We start from the raw sequence: 19,462 nt of genomic DNA on the forward strand, positions 1-19,462 counted from the left end.
TCATTCCGGGCGAGCAAGGCTATAAACAGGGATCCGCCGGGTTGTTTTGGTCAGCGTATCAAACACCTCGGCGTCGGACGTCGCGATCCTCATTCCCGTTTTGCGTAATCTCTGCACATCGGCCGCGATGCGCTGAATGCCAAACCAGAAAAGCCCGTCGAGTGCCGTCACCGACAGCCCGTTTTCCAGCGCCAGCCTGAGGCGTTCCTTCGGGGCTTTAACCTGCTGGGCAATTTGTCGGTAAGGCAGTTCATTGCATCCTGTCGCGTCACTGCGCTGGATACGCGTTTTCAACTGATAGGTAAATTCGTCAGGTATTCCGTCGAGATCCCTTTTCAGGCTATAGACGCAGCCAAATCGCTTGCCGTTAAACAGAACATTTTTCTGACTGAGCTGCAGCTCTTTTCTGACAACGTCTATCAGCTGGGGCGCACGGGTAAGGAGCAGCCTGAAGGGCAGCTCGAAGCTGGTGACGTAATCCACATTGAGCAACGCGAGACGCAGCCGCTCCTCTGCACCGGACTTTTGCTCACGACACTCCTCCATCACCTCTGCCCACTGGCGCGTCAGGCGCTCCGGCTCGGCGGCTTCGGTAAGGAGATATTTTTCAATTTGATAATCAACTCTTCCGGTCATCGTGTGGTATCCCGTCGCTGTGGGTGCGGTAATTCTATACAGCGCGGTGAGTTTTATAAAGGACTGAACCGCAGCGGCACCCTGAAAATGTCGTTGCGATTCAGCATCCTGACGTTTCGGATCAGTGCGCCATTATCCAGCCCATCAGCAGCGTGGCGAAAATCACCGTCGACGCGCCGCCGATGCGGGTGGCGATCTGCGCGAACGGCATCAGCGACATCCGGTTAGACGCGGACAAAATGGCCACGTCCCCCGTTCCGCCCAGCCCGCTGTGGCAGCAGGTCACAATGGCCGCTTCCACAGGATACATATTCAGACGCGACGCGATAAAGTAGCCGCTCAGCGCCATCGCAATCACGACCGAACCGCATACCACCACGTATCCCACCGAGAAGACCGACACCACGCTCTCAAGCGGCACGTATAACATCCCGAGGCCGATCATCAGCGGCCAGACCAGCGCAGCCGAGACGAATTTATAGCAGCTGTGCGCGCCCTGCTCCATTGAGGCCGGGATCACCCTGAAGTATTTACACAGAACGGCAATCAGGATCATCAGCACCGGGCCGGGAATGTGGACCAGTTTTTCAAACAATCCGCCGACGATGAAAAACGCGCACACCATTAGCAATCCGCCCCCCATCAGATGAAAATCCGTCTGCTGCGTGCTTTGCGCCCCGGCAAACAGGCTGGCGTCGTCTTTACTCCGCGTAAGCATGCCATTTCCCGAAAGCGCAGGACGTTTCGCGCCGAGACGCGCCAGCGATCCCGCACAAATAATGGCGAAGATATTCCCGACGACCGCAGCGGGTGCCAGCTGCGCAACGTAGACGTCCGGCGTCTGCCCCAGTATTGCCGAATAGGCCAGGGACAGCGGCAAAATCCCCTCGCCAATCCCGCCGCCGATGATGGGCACAATGATGAAGAAGAAGGTGTGGTAAGGCATATAACCAAACAGTGAGCCCACAATGAGGCCGCTCAGCACGGCCATGCATGTCCCCGCCACCAGCGGTACAAACATGCGCATCATCCCCTGGATCAGCAGCACCCGGTTCATCCCCAGAATGCTGCCGACCACCAGGCAGGCGATGACGAAATAGAGCAGATTCGCCTCTTTCATCAGCAGATGCACGGTATCAAGGGTATGTTTCCCGAATACGCCAAAATAGACCAGCACGGAGGGGACCATCAGGCACAGGATCGCCGGGCCGCCGATATCTTTCAGCACCGGGATTTGACGCCCTACTTTGGCAAACGCGAAGCCGAGGGTCATGATGACCGCGAGTCCACCAATCATATTTTTTGGCAGCAGCCCTGCCCAGGCGGACGTCGCCACAATCGCGGCGATCCCGACGAACAGCATCAACGGGACCGTGCCCACCTCGGTATTGTTGAGCCCAAAGGCAAAACGCGAGGTCGACAGTTCAGAAGTCGGTACAGGATTATCTTTCATATAATCACCTGAATTTGTGTTCGGATAAACAGAGAAAGGAATAACTGAAACTATTCCTGATACGAATAAATGATCTTAAATATAAATAAAGACTTAGATGGCCTTTTCTAAAAACAGGCTCAACATGAAATTAGCACGGGCCTGCCGGAAGAAATGTGAACAATTCGGCTCTTTGCTTTTAAATAACTTAATTCAGCATTAAGTAATTAAAGTTATTTATGGCGGCCGTTGTCGCTTTCTTGCGTCTTATCAATATTTGACGAAAGTATTAGTTATCCAACTAATGCAATCTTTTTGAAATTAATAAAACCAGAGAGAGTGTGACCCTTGTCACTCCTGCCCTGCTTTCTAAGCGCTAGATTAGCGCTGCAATAAAACACATAAAATACCCTACAGGAAATACTATGCCTTCATTACTATTACAGTCACTGTTTCCGCTCGTCTTTATAATGTTACTTGGATGGCTAAGTGGAAAGCTGGGATATTCCCGGCGAGAAGATGCAAACGTTATGGCAACCGTGGTGATTCGTTTCGCCCTTCCTTTCCATCTTTTTATAGGCGCATTGCATACCGACCCGAATAAAATTAAGAACCTGACCTTTATGGCCGTTTTAGTTGTCGGTTTAATGGGGTCGTATTTACTGACGCTATTTATTTCGCGCTACGTTTTTCGCCACGATATCAAAACCAGCGCCATTCAGTCTCTGGTTTGCGCCTTTCCGGATATGGCCTACTTTGGCGCACCGGTCCTGGCGGTATTGATTGGGCCGGAAGGATTTATCGGCGTGCTGATTGGCAATATTATTACCAGCGTTATCATGATCCCTCTGACTATCGTCCTGATTCGTATGGGTGATAAAAACGGTCAAGATGGCCTGGAGGCACTGCACCCGGGCGCGATGATCGTGCAAAACCTCATCAAGGCGGCACGCAATCCTATCGTCTGGATCCCGGTCTCCGGCGTATTGCTCAGTCTGGCAGGCGTGCAAATTCCTTCTATTCTCAGCATGCCTATTGAGATGGTTGGAAAGGTTTCAGGCGGGCTGTCCCTGTTTGCCCTCGGCCTGTTGTTTTACGGTGAACGTCCAAAACTGAACGTGCAGACGTTTACCAACATCAGTATTAAAAACCTTATTCAGCCGGCAATGATGGCCGCCGCGGGGATCGCCTTTGGCCTGAGCCATACCTTACTGCAGCAAGTTGTGATTATTGGCGCAACGCCCTCCGCTATCGCCGCGGGGATGTTTGCCTTACGCAGCGATACCTATATTGATACCGCATCCTCTTCCATATTAATTGGCACTGCCGTCGGAGTCGTGACCGAAGGCATTATGATCTATTTTATTTCTTAATCTGCTTTATATAAAAAATTCAGGAGTTAACCATGTCCCGGAAAGAAGTTCTGTACACCCCCTATAACGGGGCCGTATTGCTGGAAAACCCGCTGTTAAATAAAGGGCTCGCATTTATTAAAGAAGAGCGTGACAATTTTAATCTGCATGGGTTATTGCCGCACAACGTTGAAACGATTGAGGAACAAACCGAGCGCGCCTGGGTGCAGTTCTGTCATTTCAAAAGCGATATTTCGCGTCATGTATACCTGCGAAATATTCAGGACACCAATGAAACTCTTTTTTATAACCTCCTGCGTTCGCACCTGAAAGAGACGTTACCGATTATCTATACCCCGACGGTCGGTGAAGCCTGCGAGCATTTCTCTACGATTTATCGACGCGCGCGCGGCCTGTTTATTTCATGGCCGAATCGCCATCGTATTGATGAGATGCTGCAAAGCTTTTCGCGCAACGACGTTCGCGTGATTGTGGTGACGGACGGGGAACGTATTTTAGGGCTTGGCGATCAGGGTATCGGCGGAATGGGCATCCCAATTGGCAAGCTGTCGCTGTATACCGCCTGTGGAGGGATCCATCCGGCCTCTACCCTGCCGATTATGCTGGATGTTGGCACCAATAATCAGCAACACCTCGACGACCCGATGTACATGGGCTGGCGCCACCCGCGCATCAGCGACGACCAGTACGCTGAGTTTATGGATATGTTTGTCAGCACCGTTAAAGCGCGCTGGCCCAATGTGCTCCTGCAATTTGAAGACTTCGCGCAGAAAAACGCCACCAGGCTGCTCCAGCGCTACCGCGACCAGCTGTGCTGCTTCAATGATGATATCCAGGGCACGGCGGCCGTCACCGCCGGTACGCTGATGGCGGCGGCGCATGCGGCGGGCACGCGCATTCGAGACCAGCGCGTGGTCTTCCTGGGCAGCGGTTCTGCCGGATGCGGGATAGCTGAAAAAATTGTGGCGCTGATGGTGGATGACGGTCTGACCGAGCCGGAAGCGCGCAGACGGATCTTTATGGTCGATCGCTTCGGCCTGCTGACCGACGACATGACCAACCTGCTCGATTTCCAGAAAAACCTGCTTACCGCGCGCGACGCCGTTTGCAGCTGGCAGGTTGACGCGAAGAACATTTCCCTGCTGGACGTGGTGAAGAACGCGCATCCTACGGTGATGATAGGCGTTTCGGGCCAGCCGGGGCTGTTCAGCGAAGAGATTGTCAAAGAGATGCATCGCCACTGTCCACGCCCGATCATCATGCCGCTCTCGAACCCGACCTCGCGGGCGGAAGCCCAGCCGCAGGATCTTATCGTCTGGACCCAGGGTGCCGCGCTGGTGGCCACCGGCAGCCCGTTCGCCCCGGTATTCTGGGAGAATGAACACTACGAGATCGCCCAGTGTAACAACGCCTATATTTTCCCGGGCCTGGGGCTGGGCGTGCTGGCCTGCAACGCGCGCCGGGTGACGGAAGAGATGCTAATGGCAGCAAGCCGCAGCCTGGCCGCGCAGTCTCCGCTGGTCACCACGGAAAAAGGCGGATTGCTGCCGCCGGTAGATCAGATTGAAACGGTTTCACGCCAGATTGCCGTCGCCGTCGCCCGGGCCGCGATTGAACAGGGCGTGGCTCCGGCGATAGATGATGAGACGCTGATGGCGCGTATTGAGAAGACCTGGTGGCAGGCGGACTATGCGCCGTACCGCAGGTCTGCGCTGTAAGCCTCGATCCAGCCCTCACTGCACGGTGAGGGCTGGATTGCTGCCTCAGTGCTGGACGCCCGACCGGTCGGAAAGATCCGCGGCGGACAGGATATCAGCCCGCGGTGCCACGCTCTTGCGGCGGGCATACCGGTCAGGCTGACCTTCAGGACGCGTTTTGAAGCGCCGGTGCAGCCACATATACTGTTCTGGCGCCATCCGTACCGCCTGCTCAATCGCCCTGTTCATCTGCGTCGCAACAGATTCTTTATCGCCCCCCTGCAGCGCCTCGCTGATATCCTCCAGAATAATCAGTTCGTAGCCGGTGCCGTCCGCCCTGCGGCGCGGCACAAAGGGAATGACGGCAGGCTTGGCGCTTTTGACCAGCATATAGCTTCCAGCGGTCGTGGCGGCATCCGCAACCGCAAAGAACGGCACAAAGACGCTATTGGTTTTGCCGTAGTCATGATCCGGGGCGTACCACAAAATCTCATTCTGCTTCAGCGAGCGGATCATGCCCTTTAAATCATGACGATCGAGCATGGTTTTATTTGAGCGCAGGCGTCCGCGCGTCTGAAGCCAGTCCAGCAGCGCGTTATTATTCGGACGATACACCCCAATGCCGGGATTAAGCATGCCAAAGATCCGCGCGCCCAGCTCAAGGGTGAGAAAATGCATGCCAACGAGCACCACGCCATTTCCCTTTGCCCGCGCCTTTTCCATGTGCTCATAACCCGTCACGGTAAAGCATTTCTTCACCCGCCACGCAGGCCAGAACCATGCCATCCCGGTTTCGATTACCCCCATTCCTACCGATTCAAAATTACGCTGTAGCAGTGACTCTCGCTCCGCCTTTTTCATCTCCGGAAAACAGAGCTCCAGGTTGCGGCGGGCAATCTCAACGCGGCGCGGAAGCAGGCGCATCGCCAGCCGTCCAAGACTGTGGCCGATTCGGAACAGCAGCGGATAAGGGAGCAGCATGATGAGCCACAGCGCGGCGATGCCAGCCCAGCTTAGCCAGTAACGAGGGTGAAGAAAGGCGAGTGAAAAACGGGGTAATTTTGTCATGAGAAAATTATCCTTTAGCGTGTCTGTCCTTAACTGATTCTGTTTGAGATCTTTCCTAAGGATTGATGGGCTGTCAGCCAGAAACGTAAAGTGTAACGGATAAGATAAAACGCATTTTTATCGATTTTTGCGAAAAAGCGGGAAGATGAGGCGGGGAAAAACCGGGGAGAAGAGTTCCCCCCGGCAATTGCGCTTACATTGAATAGCCTGGCTTTTTGATTAATTCGTCCAGCTTCGGTCCTATTTCGGTATCCCAGACCTGCGCTTTCCAGTCCTCCTGGTTCACCTGATTCAACGCAACGGACACCGAGCTGTCTTTGCTGTTGAAATGGCGAATAATGACCTCAGCAATATCCTCGGCCAGTGCGGTTTTTTGTTCGTCGTTCAAATCGCGGGGAAAACATTTGATATCTACGTGTGGCATATGCAGGCTTCCAGTTGTGAGTCAGGGCTCCACGTTATCAGATAATACCGTTGGCCTTTAACACCTTGTGCAGTTCCGGCAGCTGACATACGGTATCTGCGATGGCCGTCAGTTTCGGCGTATTGGCCGCAAACCAGTCATGGCGTGGCCCCCAGGTTCGCGCCACCGCGATATAAACATCCAGCAGCGTCAGCCGTTCACCCAGCGCAAACGGGGCGGCCTTGAGCTGAGTTTCGAACCACAAATAGAGAGATTTCCGGTATTCGATGCAGTTTTTCTGCAGCTGTTCAGGCGCATCCGGCGCCCAGCGCTCGGGATAGTCCGCATACGTAAACGTGGGATAGACGTTGGCCACAAACCAGATCAGCAGACGCTGAAACTGCTGGCGTTCGGCCTGCCCCACGGGCGGAGCGAGATCGGGACATCTGTCGAGCACCATCAGGGCAATCGCCGCCGTTTCGGTCATGATGGCGCCATTTTCCAGCTCCAGCGTGGGCACCTGACACAGCGGGTTAAGCTTTTGCAGCAGCTCGCGCTGCGGGCCGGGCTGGTCAAACCCGTCCACGTTGATAAATTGATAAGGGATATCGGCCAGGGTTAGCATCACTTCACCGATCGCCGAGCCCCAGCCGGGTACGCCATAGAGTTTAATCATGTTGCCTCCGCAGGGATGAAAACCCTAAGTGTATACCCGTCATACTTCAAGTTGCAGGTGCGTTGGCTGCACTCACTCACCCCAGTCACGTACTTGTGTACGCTCCCGGGGATTCGTTCCCTTGCCGCCTTCCTGCAACTCGAATTATTTTGGGTATAGAGCACCATTAGTAGGTTATCCCAGGCGGGTTGACCTCCGACTGCGCCACCGCTTCGCCCTGCTCGCCCCAGCGCGCCAGCACCTTCTGGTAATCACCCCGCTTAATCGCGCCGTCCAGCGCGGCCTGCAGCGCGTACACCAGCTCATTGCCCTTTTTGGTGGTGGTCGCGACATAGGCTTTTTTCGGCCCTAAACCGACGACGCGGGTTTTGCCCGTGAGCGCAGCCTTATAGGCCGATACCGACTGCGGACCAAAGAACACGTCCGCCCTGCCGGACTGAATATAGAGATTGCCCGAGGCATCGTCGTGGAGATAGACCGGCAGCGCAGGCGTTCGCCCGGCCTTTTTGTTCTCTTCGTTCCAGCCCAAAAGGATGCGTTCCTGATTGGTACCGGAGCCAACAATCACCTTTTTCCCTGCCAGATCTTCCGCGCTTTTGATTGACTGGATCTCGCTGGTGGATTTCACTGAAAACGCCAGCGAATCGACCCGGTAGGTCGCAAAATCAAACTTCTCTTTACGCTGTTCGGTCACCGCAATGTTCACTAGCGCCACGTCGTAGCGCCCGGAGGCGATCCCGAGCGGCCAGTCTTCCCACGCCGTCGGCACCAGCTTCAGCTTTAGCCCCAGGCTGCCCGCCAGCAGGCGGGCGATATCCGGGTCGCTGCCGATGCGCGTGCGGTTATCGCTGGCCAGCAGCGCCAGCGGCGGAGAATTCAGCGCCGAAACGGCGACCGTCAGCGTACCCGGCTCAACGAATTTGTAATTGGCGGGGATCTTCGCCACGGCCTGCCGATCCACCGTCACCGGCAGCGGCTGCTCGTTGGCTTTCAAATCAATGCTGGCGTGGCTCGCCGTCGTGAAGACCAGCCCCGCCAGAAGTCCATATTTCATTGGCACTCCTTACAAGACTTTGGAGAGAAACTGGCGCGTTCGCGCATGTGACGGACGGTTTAATACCTCGTCACTGCTTCCCTGCTCGACGATTTTTCCGTCGACCATAAACACCACCTGATCCGCCACTTCACGGGCAAAGCCGATCTCGTGGGTCACTACCACCAGCGTGGTGCCGGACCGGGCCAGCTTTTTGATCACGTCTAACACTTCCCCCACCAGCTCCGGGTCCAGCGCCGAGGTGGGCTCATCAAACAGCATCACGCGGGGACGCAGCGCCAGCGCGCGGGCAATGGCAATACGCTGCTGCTGCCCGCCGGAGAGATGACGAGACCAGGCATCGGCTTTGTCCCGCAGCCCGACCACGTCCAGCAGGCTGTACGCCCTTTCCACCGCCTCTTTTTTGCTGAGCTTTTTATGCGCGATGGGCGCCTCAATCAGGTTTTCCAGCACCGTGAGGTGCGGAAAGAGATTGAAGTTCTGAAACACGTAGCCCACGTTGACACGCTGCTTGAGGATCTCCTTCTCCTTCAGCTCATACAGCCTGTCGCCCTCACGGCGATAGCCAATGTAGTCTCCGTCGATCTTAATAAAACCTTCATCGACGCGCTCCAGGTGGTTAATGGTGCGCAGCAGCGTCGATTTGCCGGAGCCGGACGGCCCGAGGATCACCGTCACGGACCCGGGCGGGATCTCCAGCGAAACGTTGTCGAGCGCCTTATGGCGACCGAAATACTTGCTGACGCCGGTAATCGAAATATGTCCTTCAGGAGAGGCTTGCATGGACGGGCTCCTGTGCTGGCGTGGTGGTGACAGAACGGGTGCGACGGACGGCACGGTTCTGGTTAACGGCAGAGCGGCGTTCGCTGCGGGCAAGCGCGCGCTCGACGCCATACTGGATAGCGGACAGGACGGTGGTGATCGCCAGGTACCAAGCGGCACCGACCATCAGCAGCGGGATCACCTCCTGCGTGCGGTTGTAGATCATCTGGATGGTATAGAACAGCTCCGGCATCGCCAGGACGTATACCATCGCCGTACCCTTGGCGAGGCTGATGATTTCATTGAACCCCGACGGCAGAATGGTGCGCAGCGCCTGAGGCAAAATGATGCGCACCGTGCGTCGCCAGGCCGGCAGACCGAGCGCGGCGGCGGCCTCATACTGGCCGTGATCGACCCCGAGGAATCCGCCGCGAACGATCTCGGCGGTATAGGCGCTCTGCACCAGGGTGAGCCCCACCACGGCGGTAGAAAACTGACCCAGCACGTTGATGGTTTCAAAGCTGCCCCAGGTGATGCCGGTGAACGGCACGCCGAGCGAAAGCGTGTCGTAGAGATAGGAAAAGTTGTAGAGAATGATCAGCACCACGATCAGCGGCAGCGACCGAAACAGCCAGATATAGGCCCACGCCAGGCTGCTCAGCAGCCAGGATGAAGAGAGTCTCGCCAGCGCCAGCATGCCGCCAAGCACTACGCTCAGCGCGGTGCCGATCAGGGTCAGCAGCAGGGTCTGCCCGACACCTTCGAGGATCACCGGGTCAAAGAACCAGCGGGCAAACACCGCCCACTCCCAGCGCGGGTTAAAGGCCACGGACTGAATCACGACCGCCAGGACAAACAGCGCCACCGCGGCGCCGACGGCCCGCAGCGGATAACGCGCCGGGACCACCTTAATGGTTTCAACGTTGCTCATCGTCGTTCCTCATGCGGTTTTACTGAACGCTTCGCGTACCAGCGTTTTGGTGAAGCGCAGCCGACCGTCAAACGGCGGCTGGCTGTACTCTTCCGGATCGCGGTTCAGATCGAACTGCGCCTGATAGCCCTGGCTGAGATAGAGCCGTACCGCTTCCGGCTGGCGAAAACCGGTTGTCAGGTAAATTTGGCTGTATCCTGCCAGCACCGCCCTGCGCTCAAGCTCCTGCACCACGCGCCCGGCAAGCCCCTGCTGACGCAGGGTTTTGTCCGTCCAGATGCGTTTGATTTCCGCGGTGCGTTCGTCGAAAGGTTTGTACGCGCCGGTGGCGATAATCTTCCCGTCGCGCTCAAGTACAATAAACAGCCCCTGCGGCGCTAAATACCACTCGGTGAGCTCAACTTCCGCGTCTTTGGAGAAGTAGTCCCCGTAGCGGGCGGCATATTCACCGAACAGCCCCTCGATGATGGGCTGAAGCTCGGCGTCTTCCGGTGAAACATCACGAAATCGTTCGCTCATCACGCCTCCTTAATCGCCCAGGCCAGCCGGGTTCACTTCTGACTGAGGAATACGCTCAACACCTTCCCCCCAGCGGTTCAGCACTTTGTCGTAGTCGCCGTTTTTGATCACGCCGTTCAGCGCGGTTTGCACCGGCTCAACCAGCCCGCTGCCTTTCTTCAGCGTGACCGCGATGTGCGCCGCCTTCGGCCAGCCGCCGTCGACGCTACCCACCAGTTTGGTTTTCCCGTTCAGCGCCGCTTTCCAGGCGCCAATCACGTTCGGGCCAAAGTAGGCATCCGCGCGCCCGGACTGCAGGGCCAGCGTTTGTGCCGCATCGTCTTTGGTGTAGATCGGGGTAAAGGGCTTCAGCCCCTTCTTCAGGTTTTCGGCATTCCAGGCCAGCAGAATGGCCTCCTGGTTGGTGCCGGAGCCGACGATAATCCGCAGCCCGGCGATGTCTTCCGCCTTCTGCAGCGACTTGATCGGGCTGGTTGATTTCACGTAGAACCCGAGGGAATCTTTGCGGTAGGTGGCGAAATCAAACTTCTCTTTACGCTCTTTGGTGACGGTGATGTTGCTGATGGCCGCGTCATATTTTCCGGAAGCCACGCCCAGCGGCCAGTCTTCCCAGGAGGTTGGCACCACGTTCAGCTCCAGCCCGAGGCTGTCTGCGACCAGACGGGCGACGTCAACCTCGCTTCCCAGCAGCGTTTTGTTGTCGTCGGAAAACACCGTCAGCGGCGGTTGATTGAGGCCCGCCACCGCCACGGTAAATTTCCCCGGCACGGCGAAGCGATAATCTTTCGGCAGCTGTGCCACCGCCTCGCTGTTTTTGACGGTATTAACCGGCGTTTTATTGGCCTCGATGCTGACGCCGGTGCCGTTAATATTCACATTCTCTGCCCAGACGGCAGGGGTAAAGGCCAGCGCGAGCGCCAGAATAAGCGTTGTTTTCTGCATAGCGGGGTTCTCTTTTATTGTTGTGTGTATTGGTTTTTAGGTTCGTCTAAGCCGAGGCTTTCGCGCAGCGTGGTGCCCGGGTAGTCGGTACGGAACAGGCCGCGCGCCTGTAAAACGGGCACCACCTGGTCAACAAAGCGCGGGAAGGTGTCCGGCGTGCCGCCCTGAATGATGAAGCCGTCTGCGGCATAGCCTTCAAACCAGGCCTGCAGGCCGTCGGCCACCTCTTCCGGCGTACCGGAAAAGCGCGGGCGCGGCGAGGCGGCTTCCAGCGCGACCTGACGCAGGGTTAAGCTGCGCTCGCGGGCGTTACGCTTAATTTCATCAGTGGTGCTGCGGAAGCTGTTTTTGCCTAAGTCGCCGATATCCGGGAACGGCTCGTCGAGCGGGTACTGGCTGAAATCGTGATGTTCGAAATAGCGTCCGAGGTAGTTGAGGGCATCGTTAATCGACACCAGCGCCGCCGTGGTTTGATACTGGTTTTCCACGTCATCGGCGTCTTTACCCACAATCACGCTGACGCCCTGGAAAATATGTAATTCTGACGCGCGGCGTCCGTTACTTTCCAGCTGCTGCTTCACGTCGCGATAAAAGGCTTTTGCCTCATCGAGGGTCTCGTGATGGGTAAAAATGGCGTCGGCATGTTTCGCCGCCAGCTTTTTCCCGTCGTCCGACGCGCCCGCCTGAAAGACAATCGGCCGCCCCTGCGGCGTTCGACCAATATTCAGCGGCCCGGCGACCTGGAAGAAATCACCGTGGTGGTCCAGGGTATGCAATTTGGCCGGGTCAAAAAACTGACCGCTCTCTTTGTTGCGCACAAAGGCATCACCTTCCCAGGAATCCCATAGCCCTTTCACCACGTCGAGATATTCATCCGCAATGCGATAGCGCAGCGCGTGCTCGGGATGTTTTTCACGGGAAAAGTTCTTCGCTGACCCTTCCAGCGGCGAAGTCACCACGTTCCAGCCCGCGCGCCCGTTGCTGAGGTGGTCGAGGCTGGCGAACTGGCGTGCCGTGGTGAAGGGCTCGCTGTAGGAGGTGGATAAGGTTCCCACCAGCCCCAGGCGCGAGGTGATGCTGGCGAGAGCGGATAACACCGTCAGCGGTTCAAAGCGGTTTAAAAAATGCGGGATCGATTTCTCGTTGATATAGAGACCGTCGGCAACGAATAAAAAATCGAGTTTGCCCTCCTCCGCCTTTAACGCCGTCGCTTTGACGAAATCAAAATTGATGCTGGCATCGGCGACGGCCTCAGGGTGACGCCAGGCGGACATATTTCCCGATGCACCATGCAAAATGGTCCCGAGCCGCAGTTGACGATGTGCAGACATATTCACCTCTTCAGAATTAAACGTGTTGCAGGGCTTTTTCCGCAAGCTGTGCAAAATAGCGGGCAGCGGGCTCAATTAATGCCTCATCCGGGTTGAATGCCGGATGGTGTAAACCGTACGGGCTGTTGCTGCCGATGCTGACAAACGCCCCCGGGATCTGCTGCAGATAGACCGCGAAATCTTCCCCGCCCATATGCAGCTCGGCGTGCCGGGTTTCGTAGCCTGCTTCTCTGGCGACCGAGGTGGCGAAATCGGCCCAGCGCTCGTCGTTCACCAGCGCGGTGGGCCCGGCATACCAGGTGATATCAATCTGCGCGCTAAAGGCGCTGGCAAACCCGGCGGCGATTTCGCCCACGCGGGCTTTCACGTTCTGCTGCACTTCCGTGCGGTGGGTGCGCAGCGTGCCTTCCAGCTCGACGCTTTCCGGCAGCACGTTCCAGGTGTTACCGCCTGCAATGCGCGTCACGCTCAGCACCACCGAATCCAGCGTATTGACGTTGCGGCTGGCGACGCTTTGCAGCGCCGTCACCAGCTGGCTCGCCAGCACGATGGCGTCATTGCCTTCGTGCGGACGTGCGGCGTGCGCGCCCTTACCGGTAATGCGGATCACGAAGCGATCGACGTTGGCATAAAACGGCCCGCCGCGGGTAGCGAACTCACCGACCGGCAGGCCGGGCTCGTTATGCATGCCGAAGATGGCGCTGACGTCGCGCAGGGCACCGGCCCGCACCATGCTCTTCGCACCGCCAAAGTTCTCTTCGGCAGGCTGAAACAGGATCCGCACCCGGCCGTTAAGCGAGGCTTCCCGCTCTTTCAGCTTTAACGCGGCGCCGAGGATCACGCTGGTGTGGATATCGTGTCCGCAGGCATGCATTACGCCTGCACGCTGGGAGCTAAACGGCACGCCGCTGCGCTCTTCAATCGGCAGGGCGTCGATATCCGCGCGCAGCGCAATCAGTTTGTTGCCCGAGCCGATTTCCGCCACCAGCCCGGTCGACAGGTCGTAAGGCTGCGGGGTGATCCCGGCATTCGTCAGCCACTGGCGCAGGCGCGTTGTGGTTTCCACTTCCTGGCCGGAGAGCTCCGGGTTCTGGTGCAGCTCGCGACGCCAGGCAATCAGCTGTTCGCCAAAGCTCATACGGTGACCTCCTTGTTAAGACGCGCCTCGGCAAGCAGGCGCAGCGACGCGACGCGCGTTGCCCCCTCCGCGACCGGCGTGTCGATGATAAATTCGTCAATGCCCCACTTTTCATGCAGGGCGTTAAGCTGTTCCAGCACCGACTCAGCCGTACCCGCCAGCAGCGACTGCGCCCGACGTGCAATGCGCACCGGCTCGCTGCCCGCCTGGCGCGCAAAGGCGTAGGCCTGCTCTTCGCTGGCCACGGTGACACGCTGGCCGTTTGCCAGCTCAACGCCCCACACTTCGACCTTCTGCGCCAGGGCTTCCGCTTCGGCCTGCGTCGGCGCAACAATCGCCTGTACCGCCACAATCACGTCCCGAGCGCTGTGCTTACGCCAGGTCGAGACCACCTCGCGCAGCAGCTCCGGATCGCCGTTCAGATGCGCGGCAAAGACAAAGTGCCAGCCGAGCCCGGCGGCCAGCAGCGCGCTATCGGTACTCGCGCCCAGCAGGAAACCCTCGGCAGGCAGCGGCGGCAGCGGCGTGGCGCGAACGGCCTCTTCATGAGACTGATGCTCAGGACGGATCCAGCGATCGAGCTGGGCCAGCTGTTCGGCGAAGCTGCCCTTTTCCTGTTGATTCAGCCCCTGCTGCAGCGCGCGGGTTGAGAGCGGCAGCCCGCCGGGGGCTTTTCCGACGCCGAGATCCACGCGGCCGGGCGCCAGCGCGGCCAGCACGTTGAAATTCTCGGCGACTTTATAAGGGCTGTAGTGCTGAAGCATCACGCCGCCGGATCCGACGCGGATGCGCGTGGTTTGCCCGAGGATCCAGGCAATCAGCAGCTCCGGCGAGGGGCTGGCAAGGTGGGGAGTGTTGTGGTGTTCGGCAATCCAGAAGCGGTGATAGCCCAGATTTTCTGCCTGCTGCGCCAGCGCCAGCGTACGCGCCAGCGCATCGGCAGCCGTTTCGTTTTCAGCGATGGGGCTTTTATCCAGAATGCTGATTCGCCATGACATGTTGCGTTCTCGTTTGACTTAACATGTCGACATTATTAAAGGCGCATTTCACCACTGAGAAACAATTAATTTACATTTAGTTTGCCGGAAATCAGATATATAAAACCATGCTAAGAATAAGACTTTAAGTCGGCAATCAGCGTTTTCCCCTGCCCGCGCCGGGTAATGCGGACGAAGCGAATATGCCCATACTGCGGGTTTTGCAGATCGGCTTCATAACGCGTGCGGTTGTTACGCCAGGTTTTCATCGTCCAGATGAGAATGGACTCTCTGCTGAAGAACGCGCGCCGGAAACTCTCTTTGTTCCCGGTGCCGGGCCAGAGCTCGCGCTTATGCCAGGCGCGTTTGACTGCCCTGGTGACCGCCTGCCAGAGGGTGCGGGCAAAGCCATAATCCACCCACACCACAACGTCGACATTACGCCATTTCACCGGCCGCGTGCGGTTATAGTTGCCGTCAAGCACCCAGTCTGGCGAAGCCTGTAGCGCCTGCTCCAGCTTTTCCTGAAACACATCGTCCGGCGTTCCCTGCCAGTCAGGTCGCCAGTAGAGTCTGTCCATCTCGATATAGGGAATAGCCAGTTCGGTCGCAATCTGCTTTGCCAGCGTGCTTTTTCCGCTCCCGCTGGTCCCGATGACGTTAATTTTCACCTCAGCCTCACTGTAATAACGAAAACTGACCAAATGATAGCGTTTTCATCCTGTTAACGAAACGCTATTTCAGCATGACAATTTTTCCTGAGAGACGATCTCCCTCTTTCAGTTTGGGTTATGTCGTTTATTTGCAGCGACTCCAGAATACGCCCCTGAAAATATTTTCATTTTTATTACATTCGCGAACATTAACAGATTAAAAATAATGAACAACGGGTATTTCAGGCAGTCAGAATTTCAGACAGAATATGCAGCAGTCCGTTATATAAAAATAATCACATTAATCTTGCCGGAGCATTTTCCGGGCATTTTTTATTCTTGCACATCATCATGGAGTTACTCATGAGGCGTAACAGTCCCGTTACACAAAACGAGTATTTACTTAACGATGGTTCGACGTTAATGTCGACCACCGATACCAAAAGCCATATTACCTATGCTAATTCCGCTTTTATTGAAGCCAGCGGATATAAAGAAGAACATCTTCTGGGTGAGCCGCATAACCTCATCCGCCATCCCGACATGCCTGCCGAAGCGTTTGGCGACATGTGGTATACCCTGCAGCAGGGTGAGACCTGGACGGGGCTGGTGAAGAACCGTCGTCATAATGGCGACCACTACTGGGTGCGGGCAAACGTAACGCCTGTCTGGCAGGGTGGATCCCTGACGGGGTATATTTCCGTGCGAAATATACCCGCGCGGGAAGAGATTGCGGCCAGTGAAAAACTGTATGCAAAAGTGCGTAATAACGAATTAAAACATTACCGCTTTTATAAAGGGTTACTGGTTCGGCGCGGTTTATTTTCGTTTATGTCGCTCTTTAAATGTCTCAGCACCAGTAAACGTATCCATCTGGGTATTGCGACGACGGCGTTACTCTCCTGCCTCGCGGTGTATTTATTCCCTGATAAACTTGTGCAGTCGGGAAGTCTGGCGCTGCTGTTTATTGCCCTGACCTATTATCTTCATGCGCAGATCGCCCGTCCGGTAAAATCTATTGTGCAACAGATGCAGCGCGTGGTTTCAGGACGTAAAACGGACTATTACCATTTTGACAGGATCGACGACATCGGGCTGATGATGCGCCTGGTGAATCAATCCGGTTTGAATCTGAATTCGCTGGTTGACGATGTCGGGGCGCAAATCAGCGGGATTGGCACCATCAGCCAGCAGGTCGCGAAAGAAGGTGCGGCGCTGCAGACGCGTTCAGAAGAGACCGCAGACTTCCTGCAGCAAACCGCGTCCGCGGTGGAAGAGATCGCCAGCGCGGTGGAGCAGACGGCAGAAACAGCGAAAGAAGCCACGGAGATGGCGGATCGCACCCGCGACAGCGCCCACCGCGGTGAAGCGATGATGAAAGAGACCATCGGTATGATGCAATCCGTGTCGCAGGATAACAGCCAGATCGTCGATATTATCAGCGTTATCGATCGTATCGCCTTCCAGACCAACATTCTTGCGCTGAATGCTGCCGTGGAAGCGGCGCGTGCAGGTGAAGCCGGGCGCGGTTTTGCCGTGGTGGCGGCCGAGGTGCGCAACCTTGCGCAGCACTCCGCGACGGCGGCGAAAGAGATCAAAGCGCTGATTGAGAAAAACGTCGCCAGCGTCAACGCTGGCGTGGAGAAAGTAGAACAAACCGAAACGCAGCTTACGGTCATGATCGACAACGTGCTGCGGGTCTCCTCCCTGATTAAGGAGATCGGCCACGCCACGCAGGAGCAAACCCAGGCGCTGACACTCATCAACGCCTCCATCTCCCGTATCGGCGCAATGACCCACAACAATACGGGGATGGTGGATAACGTCACTCACGCGGCGAATCACCTGACGCAGCGCACCACGCGCCTGCAGCAGGCGATTGCCGTTTTTGGCGGTTAGCCGCTGGGGTTTTGAAGCCTGAGGCCATTTTTGTGCGTTATCGCAGAGCCGTCGTCAGCCTGTTACCGCTTTCAGGTTACAGGCGGATGCTCTGCAACAGTTAAAATCTTTACCACCTGGTAATAATTAAGAGATTCTGATGATTAAATAATCAACCCGCCAAATGTTTTGTCTAAAAACTCATCACGATTCAGCGTGTTGTGATCGCCGTCTGCTCTGACCACACGATTTCCTTCGACGCGCATCACTTTCGGCACGGTTATATTTTGCGTCGCTTATGAATTGCAGGTAGGATGCCTCGCCATGTTTCGCCTTATCCATACGCAGAATGACTGGGAAGGCGACATGTGTTTGCGCAGAAGCAATCGTTTGTATTGCGCTCTGCCAGGCAGGACTATCACGATAACGGTTCAGACAGGCAAACAGGTAACTCAATGAAAACAAGCAATAAAAGCGCAGCCGATCATCATGCTGCTAAACGTCGCTGGTTGAACTCCCACGAAGAGGGCTACCACAAAGCGATGGGCAACCGTCAGGTTCAAATGATCGCCATCGGCGGCGCTATCGGAACGGGTCTGTTTTTAGGTGCGGGTGCGCGTCTGCAAATGGCTGGCCCTGCTCTCGCCCTGGTCTATCTGGTGTGCGGGATCTTCTCTTTCTTTATTCTTCGTGCGCTGGGCGAACTGGTGCTGCATCGCCCTTCCAGCGGAAGCTTCGTCTCTTACGCCCGTGAATTCCTCGGTGAAAAAGCGGCCTACGTTGCGGGCTGGATGTACTTCGTCAACTGGGCGATGACCGGTATTGTCGATATCACCGCCGTTGCGCTGTATATGCACTACTGGGGCGCGTTTGGCGATGTGCCGCAGTGGGTCTTTGCGCTTGGCGCGCTGGCGATTGTCGGCACCATGAACATGATCGGCGTGAAGTGGTTCGCGGAGATGGAGTTCTGGTTTGCGCTGGTAAAAGTGCTGGCCATCGTGGTGTTCCTGGTCGTGGGTACCGTCTTCCTCGGCAGCGGCAAGCCGCTGGACGGCAATGCCACCGGCTTCCATCTGATAACCGATAACGGCGGATTCTTCCCACACGGTCTGCTGCCTGCGCTGGTTCTGGTTCAGGGCGTGGTGTTCGCCTTCGCCTCTATCGAACTGGTGGGCACCGCAGCAGGTGAATGTAAAGATCCGCAGACCATGGTGCCAAAAGCCATTAACAGCGTGATCTGGCGTATCGGTCTGTTCTACGTCGGTTCCGTGGTGCTGCTGGTTCTGCTGCTCCCGTGGACTGCCTATCAGGCAGGTCAGAGTCCGTTTGTGACCTTCTTCTCTAAGCTCGGCGTGCCTTACGTTGGCAGCATCATGAACATCGTGGTCCTGACGGCGGCGCTCTCCAGCCTGAACTCCGGTCTTTACTCTACCGGTCGTATCCTGCGCTCCATGTCGATGGGCGGTTCTGCGCCGAAGTTCATGTCAAAGATGAGCAAGCAGCAGGTTCCCTATGCGGGGATTCTGGCAACGCTGGTGGTTTACGTTTTTGGCGTGTTCCTGAACTATCTGGTGCCGTCCCGCGTATTTGAGATCGTTCTGAACGTGGCTGCACTGGGGATTATCGCCTCCTGGGCCTTCATCGTAGTCTGCCAGATGCGTCTGAGCAAAGCGATCAAAGAAGGCAAAGCGGCTGATGTGAGCTTCAAGATGCCGGGCGCACCGGTGACCTCCTGGCTCACCCTGCTGTTCCTGTTCAGCGTGCTGGTGTTAATGGCGTTTGACTACCCGAACGGTACCTACACCATCGCGACGATTCCTCTGCTGGCCGTGCTGCTGATTGCCGGCTGGTTCGGCGTGCGTAAGCGCGTTCACGAGATCCACAGCACCGCGCCGGTTCATCACGATGATGAAAAACACGACGCACCGCTGGTGGAAGAAACCTCGCGTTAAGCGTCCGTAAGCATCAAAAAGGGAAGGCAAATGCCTTCCC

16 protein-coding genes and 1 pseudogene are annotated in these 19,462 nt (G+C 56.6%); 4 read left to right on the forward strand and 13 right to left on the reverse strand.

Annotation, left to right across the window (positions count from 1 at the left end):
- Together NI40_RS11765 and NI40_RS11770 are read right to left on the reverse strand one after the other, a co-directional pair.
- Positions 1-636: a helix-turn-helix domain-containing protein gene (locus NI40_RS11765; protein ID WP_039262849.1), complete on the reverse strand. Its 636-nt coding sequence runs from the start codon at positions 634-636 to the stop codon at positions 1-3.
- Between the two features lie 121 nt (positions 637-757).
- Complete coding sequence (locus NI40_RS11770) at positions 758-2,089, reverse strand: 2-hydroxycarboxylate transporter family protein (protein ID WP_039262850.1); 1,332 nt, start codon at positions 2,087-2,089, stop codon at positions 758-760.
- A 404-nt stretch (positions 2,090-2,493) separates the two neighbouring features.
- Here NI40_RS11770 and NI40_RS11775 point away from each other — a divergent pair, with 404 nt between their 5' ends.
- Both NI40_RS11775 and NI40_RS11780 read left to right on the forward strand, forming a co-directional pair.
- Positions 2,494-3,441: an AEC family transporter gene (locus NI40_RS11775; RefSeq protein ID WP_023311961.1), complete on the forward strand. Its 948-nt coding sequence runs from the start codon at positions 2,494-2,496 to the stop codon at positions 3,439-3,441.
- Positions 3,442-3,473: 32 nt separating this feature from the next.
- Complete coding sequence (locus NI40_RS11780; protein WP_045143080.1) at positions 3,474-5,159, forward strand: NAD-dependent malic enzyme; 1,686 nt, start codon at positions 3,474-3,476, stop codon at positions 5,157-5,159.
- A gap of 45 nt (positions 5,160-5,204) precedes the next feature.
- On the opposite strand, the gene NI40_RS11785 is transcribed toward NI40_RS11780, so the two are convergent.
- The 11 genes and pseudogenes from NI40_RS11785 to NI40_RS11840 form a co-directional block, all read right to left on the reverse strand.
- A complete protein-coding gene (locus NI40_RS11785; RefSeq protein ID WP_039262853.1) occupies positions 5,205-6,206 on the reverse strand; it encodes a Kdo(2)-lipid IV(A) acyltransferase in 1,002 nt (333 codons plus the stop codon).
- 193 nt (positions 6,207-6,399) lie between these two features.
- A complete protein-coding gene (gene pptA / locus NI40_RS11790) occupies positions 6,400-6,630 on the reverse strand; it encodes a tautomerase PptA (protein WP_023335848.1) in 231 nt (76 codons plus the stop codon).
- Between the two features lie 37 nt (positions 6,631-6,667).
- A complete protein-coding gene (locus NI40_RS11795) occupies positions 6,668-7,285 on the reverse strand; it encodes a glutathione S-transferase family protein (protein WP_039262854.1) in 618 nt (205 codons plus the stop codon).
- A 166-nt stretch (positions 7,286-7,451) separates the two neighbouring features.
- The gene (locus NI40_RS11800; RefSeq protein WP_039262855.1) at positions 7,452-8,339 is read right to left on the reverse strand and encodes an ABC transporter substrate-binding protein; all 888 of its coding nucleotides are present in this window, start codon (positions 8,337-8,339) and stop codon (positions 7,452-7,454) included.
- A gap of 9 nt (positions 8,340-8,348) precedes the next feature.
- Positions 8,349-9,122: an amino acid ABC transporter ATP-binding protein gene (locus NI40_RS11805; RefSeq protein WP_039262856.1), complete on the reverse strand. Its 774-nt coding sequence runs from the start codon at positions 9,120-9,122 to the stop codon at positions 8,349-8,351.
- Positions 9,106-10,032 carry an amino acid ABC transporter permease gene (locus tag NI40_RS11810; protein WP_039262857.1) on the reverse strand — a complete coding sequence of 309 codons (927 nt, stop codon included), beginning with the start codon at positions 10,030-10,032 and terminating at the stop codon, positions 9,106-9,108. Before NI40_RS11810 ends, NI40_RS11805 begins: the two co-directional genes overlap by 17 nt.
- Positions 10,033-10,041: 9 nt before the next feature.
- Positions 10,042-10,551 carry a GNAT family N-acetyltransferase gene (locus NI40_RS11815; RefSeq protein ID WP_032656866.1) on the reverse strand — a complete coding sequence of 170 codons (510 nt, stop codon included), beginning with the start codon at positions 10,549-10,551 and terminating at the stop codon, positions 10,042-10,044.
- Positions 10,552-10,560: 9 nt separating this feature from the next.
- Positions 10,561-12,824 (reverse strand): annotated as a pseudogene (locus tag NI40_RS24295) (NtaA/DmoA family FMN-dependent monooxygenase).
- A gap of 16 nt (positions 12,825-12,840) precedes the next feature.
- A complete protein-coding gene (locus NI40_RS11830; RefSeq protein WP_039262859.1) occupies positions 12,841-13,962 on the reverse strand; it encodes a M20 peptidase aminoacylase family protein in 1,122 nt (373 codons plus the stop codon).
- Positions 13,959-14,960: an LLM class flavin-dependent oxidoreductase gene (locus NI40_RS11835; RefSeq protein WP_039262860.1), complete on the reverse strand. Its 1,002-nt coding sequence runs from the start codon at positions 14,958-14,960 to the stop codon at positions 13,959-13,961. The genes NI40_RS11830 and NI40_RS11835 overlap by 4 nt, the downstream gene beginning before the upstream one ends.
- 110 nt (positions 14,961-15,070) lie before the next feature.
- Positions 15,071-15,610 (reverse strand): AAA family ATPase, encoded by a 540-nt coding sequence (locus tag NI40_RS11840; protein ID WP_039262987.1) that lies wholly within the window; start codon positions 15,608-15,610, stop codon positions 15,071-15,073.
- Between the two features lie 345 nt (positions 15,611-15,955).
- Between NI40_RS11840 and NI40_RS11845 the strand changes: the two genes are divergently transcribed.
- Together NI40_RS11845 and ansP are read left to right on the forward strand one after the other, a co-directional pair.
- The gene (locus tag NI40_RS11845; RefSeq protein ID WP_039262861.1) at positions 15,956-17,491 is read left to right on the forward strand and encodes a methyl-accepting chemotaxis protein; all 1,536 of its coding nucleotides are present in this window, start codon (positions 15,956-15,958) and stop codon (positions 17,489-17,491) included.
- A gap of 434 nt (positions 17,492-17,925) precedes the next feature.
- Positions 17,926-19,422: an L-asparagine permease gene (ansP, locus tag NI40_RS11850; RefSeq protein WP_039262862.1), complete on the forward strand. Its 1,497-nt coding sequence runs from the start codon at positions 17,926-17,928 to the stop codon at positions 19,420-19,422.
- The last annotated feature ends 40 nt before the right edge of the window (positions 19,423-19,462 follow it).

The organism is Enterobacter sp. E20, from assembly GCF_000801755.2.
Taxonomy (GTDB): domain Bacteria; phylum Pseudomonadota; class Gammaproteobacteria; order Enterobacterales; family Enterobacteriaceae; genus Enterobacter; species Enterobacter asburiae_B.

Coding starts and splice junctions, on each gene's coding strand:
- NI40_RS11765 (WP_039262849.1), bottom strand. CDS start 636: ATGACCGGAAGAGTTGATTATCAAATTGAAAAATATCTCCTTACCGAA.
- NI40_RS11770 (WP_039262850.1), bottom strand. CDS start 2,089: ATGAAAGATAATCCTGTACCGACTTCTGAACTGTCGACCTCGCGTTTT.
- NI40_RS11775 (WP_023311961.1), top strand. CDS start 2,494: ATGCCTTCATTACTATTACAGTCACTGTTTCCGCTCGTCTTTATAATG.
- NI40_RS11780 (WP_045143080.1), top strand. CDS start 3,474: ATGTCCCGGAAAGAAGTTCTGTACACCCCCTATAACGGGGCCGTATTG.
- NI40_RS11785 (WP_039262853.1), bottom strand. CDS start 6,206: ATGACAAAATTACCCCGTTTTTCACTCGCCTTTCTTCACCCTCGTTAC.
- pptA (WP_023335848.1), bottom strand. CDS start 6,630: ATGCCACACGTAGATATCAAATGTTTTCCCCGCGATTTGAACGACGAA.
- NI40_RS11795 (WP_039262854.1), bottom strand. CDS start 7,285: ATGATTAAACTCTATGGCGTACCCGGCTGGGGCTCGGCGATCGGTGAA.
- NI40_RS11800 (WP_039262855.1), bottom strand. CDS start 8,339: ATGAAATATGGACTTCTGGCGGGGCTGGTCTTCACGACGGCGAGCCAC.
- NI40_RS11805 (WP_039262856.1), bottom strand. CDS start 9,122: ATGCAAGCCTCTCCTGAAGGACATATTTCGATTACCGGCGTCAGCAAG.
- NI40_RS11810 (WP_039262857.1), bottom strand. CDS start 10,032: ATGAGCAACGTTGAAACCATTAAGGTGGTCCCGGCGCGTTATCCGCTG.
- NI40_RS11815 (WP_032656866.1), bottom strand. CDS start 10,551: ATGAGCGAACGATTTCGTGATGTTTCACCGGAAGACGCCGAGCTTCAG.
- NI40_RS11830 (WP_039262859.1), bottom strand. CDS start 13,962: ATGAGCTTTGGCGAACAGCTGATTGCCTGGCGTCGCGAGCTGCACCAG.
- NI40_RS11835 (WP_039262860.1), bottom strand. CDS start 14,960: ATGTCATGGCGAATCAGCATTCTGGATAAAAGCCCCATCGCTGAAAAC.
- NI40_RS11845 (WP_039262861.1), top strand. CDS start 15,956: ATGAGGCGTAACAGTCCCGTTACACAAAACGAGTATTTACTTAACGAT.
- ansP (WP_039262862.1), top strand. CDS start 17,926: ATGAAAACAAGCAATAAAAGCGCAGCCGATCATCATGCTGCTAAACGT.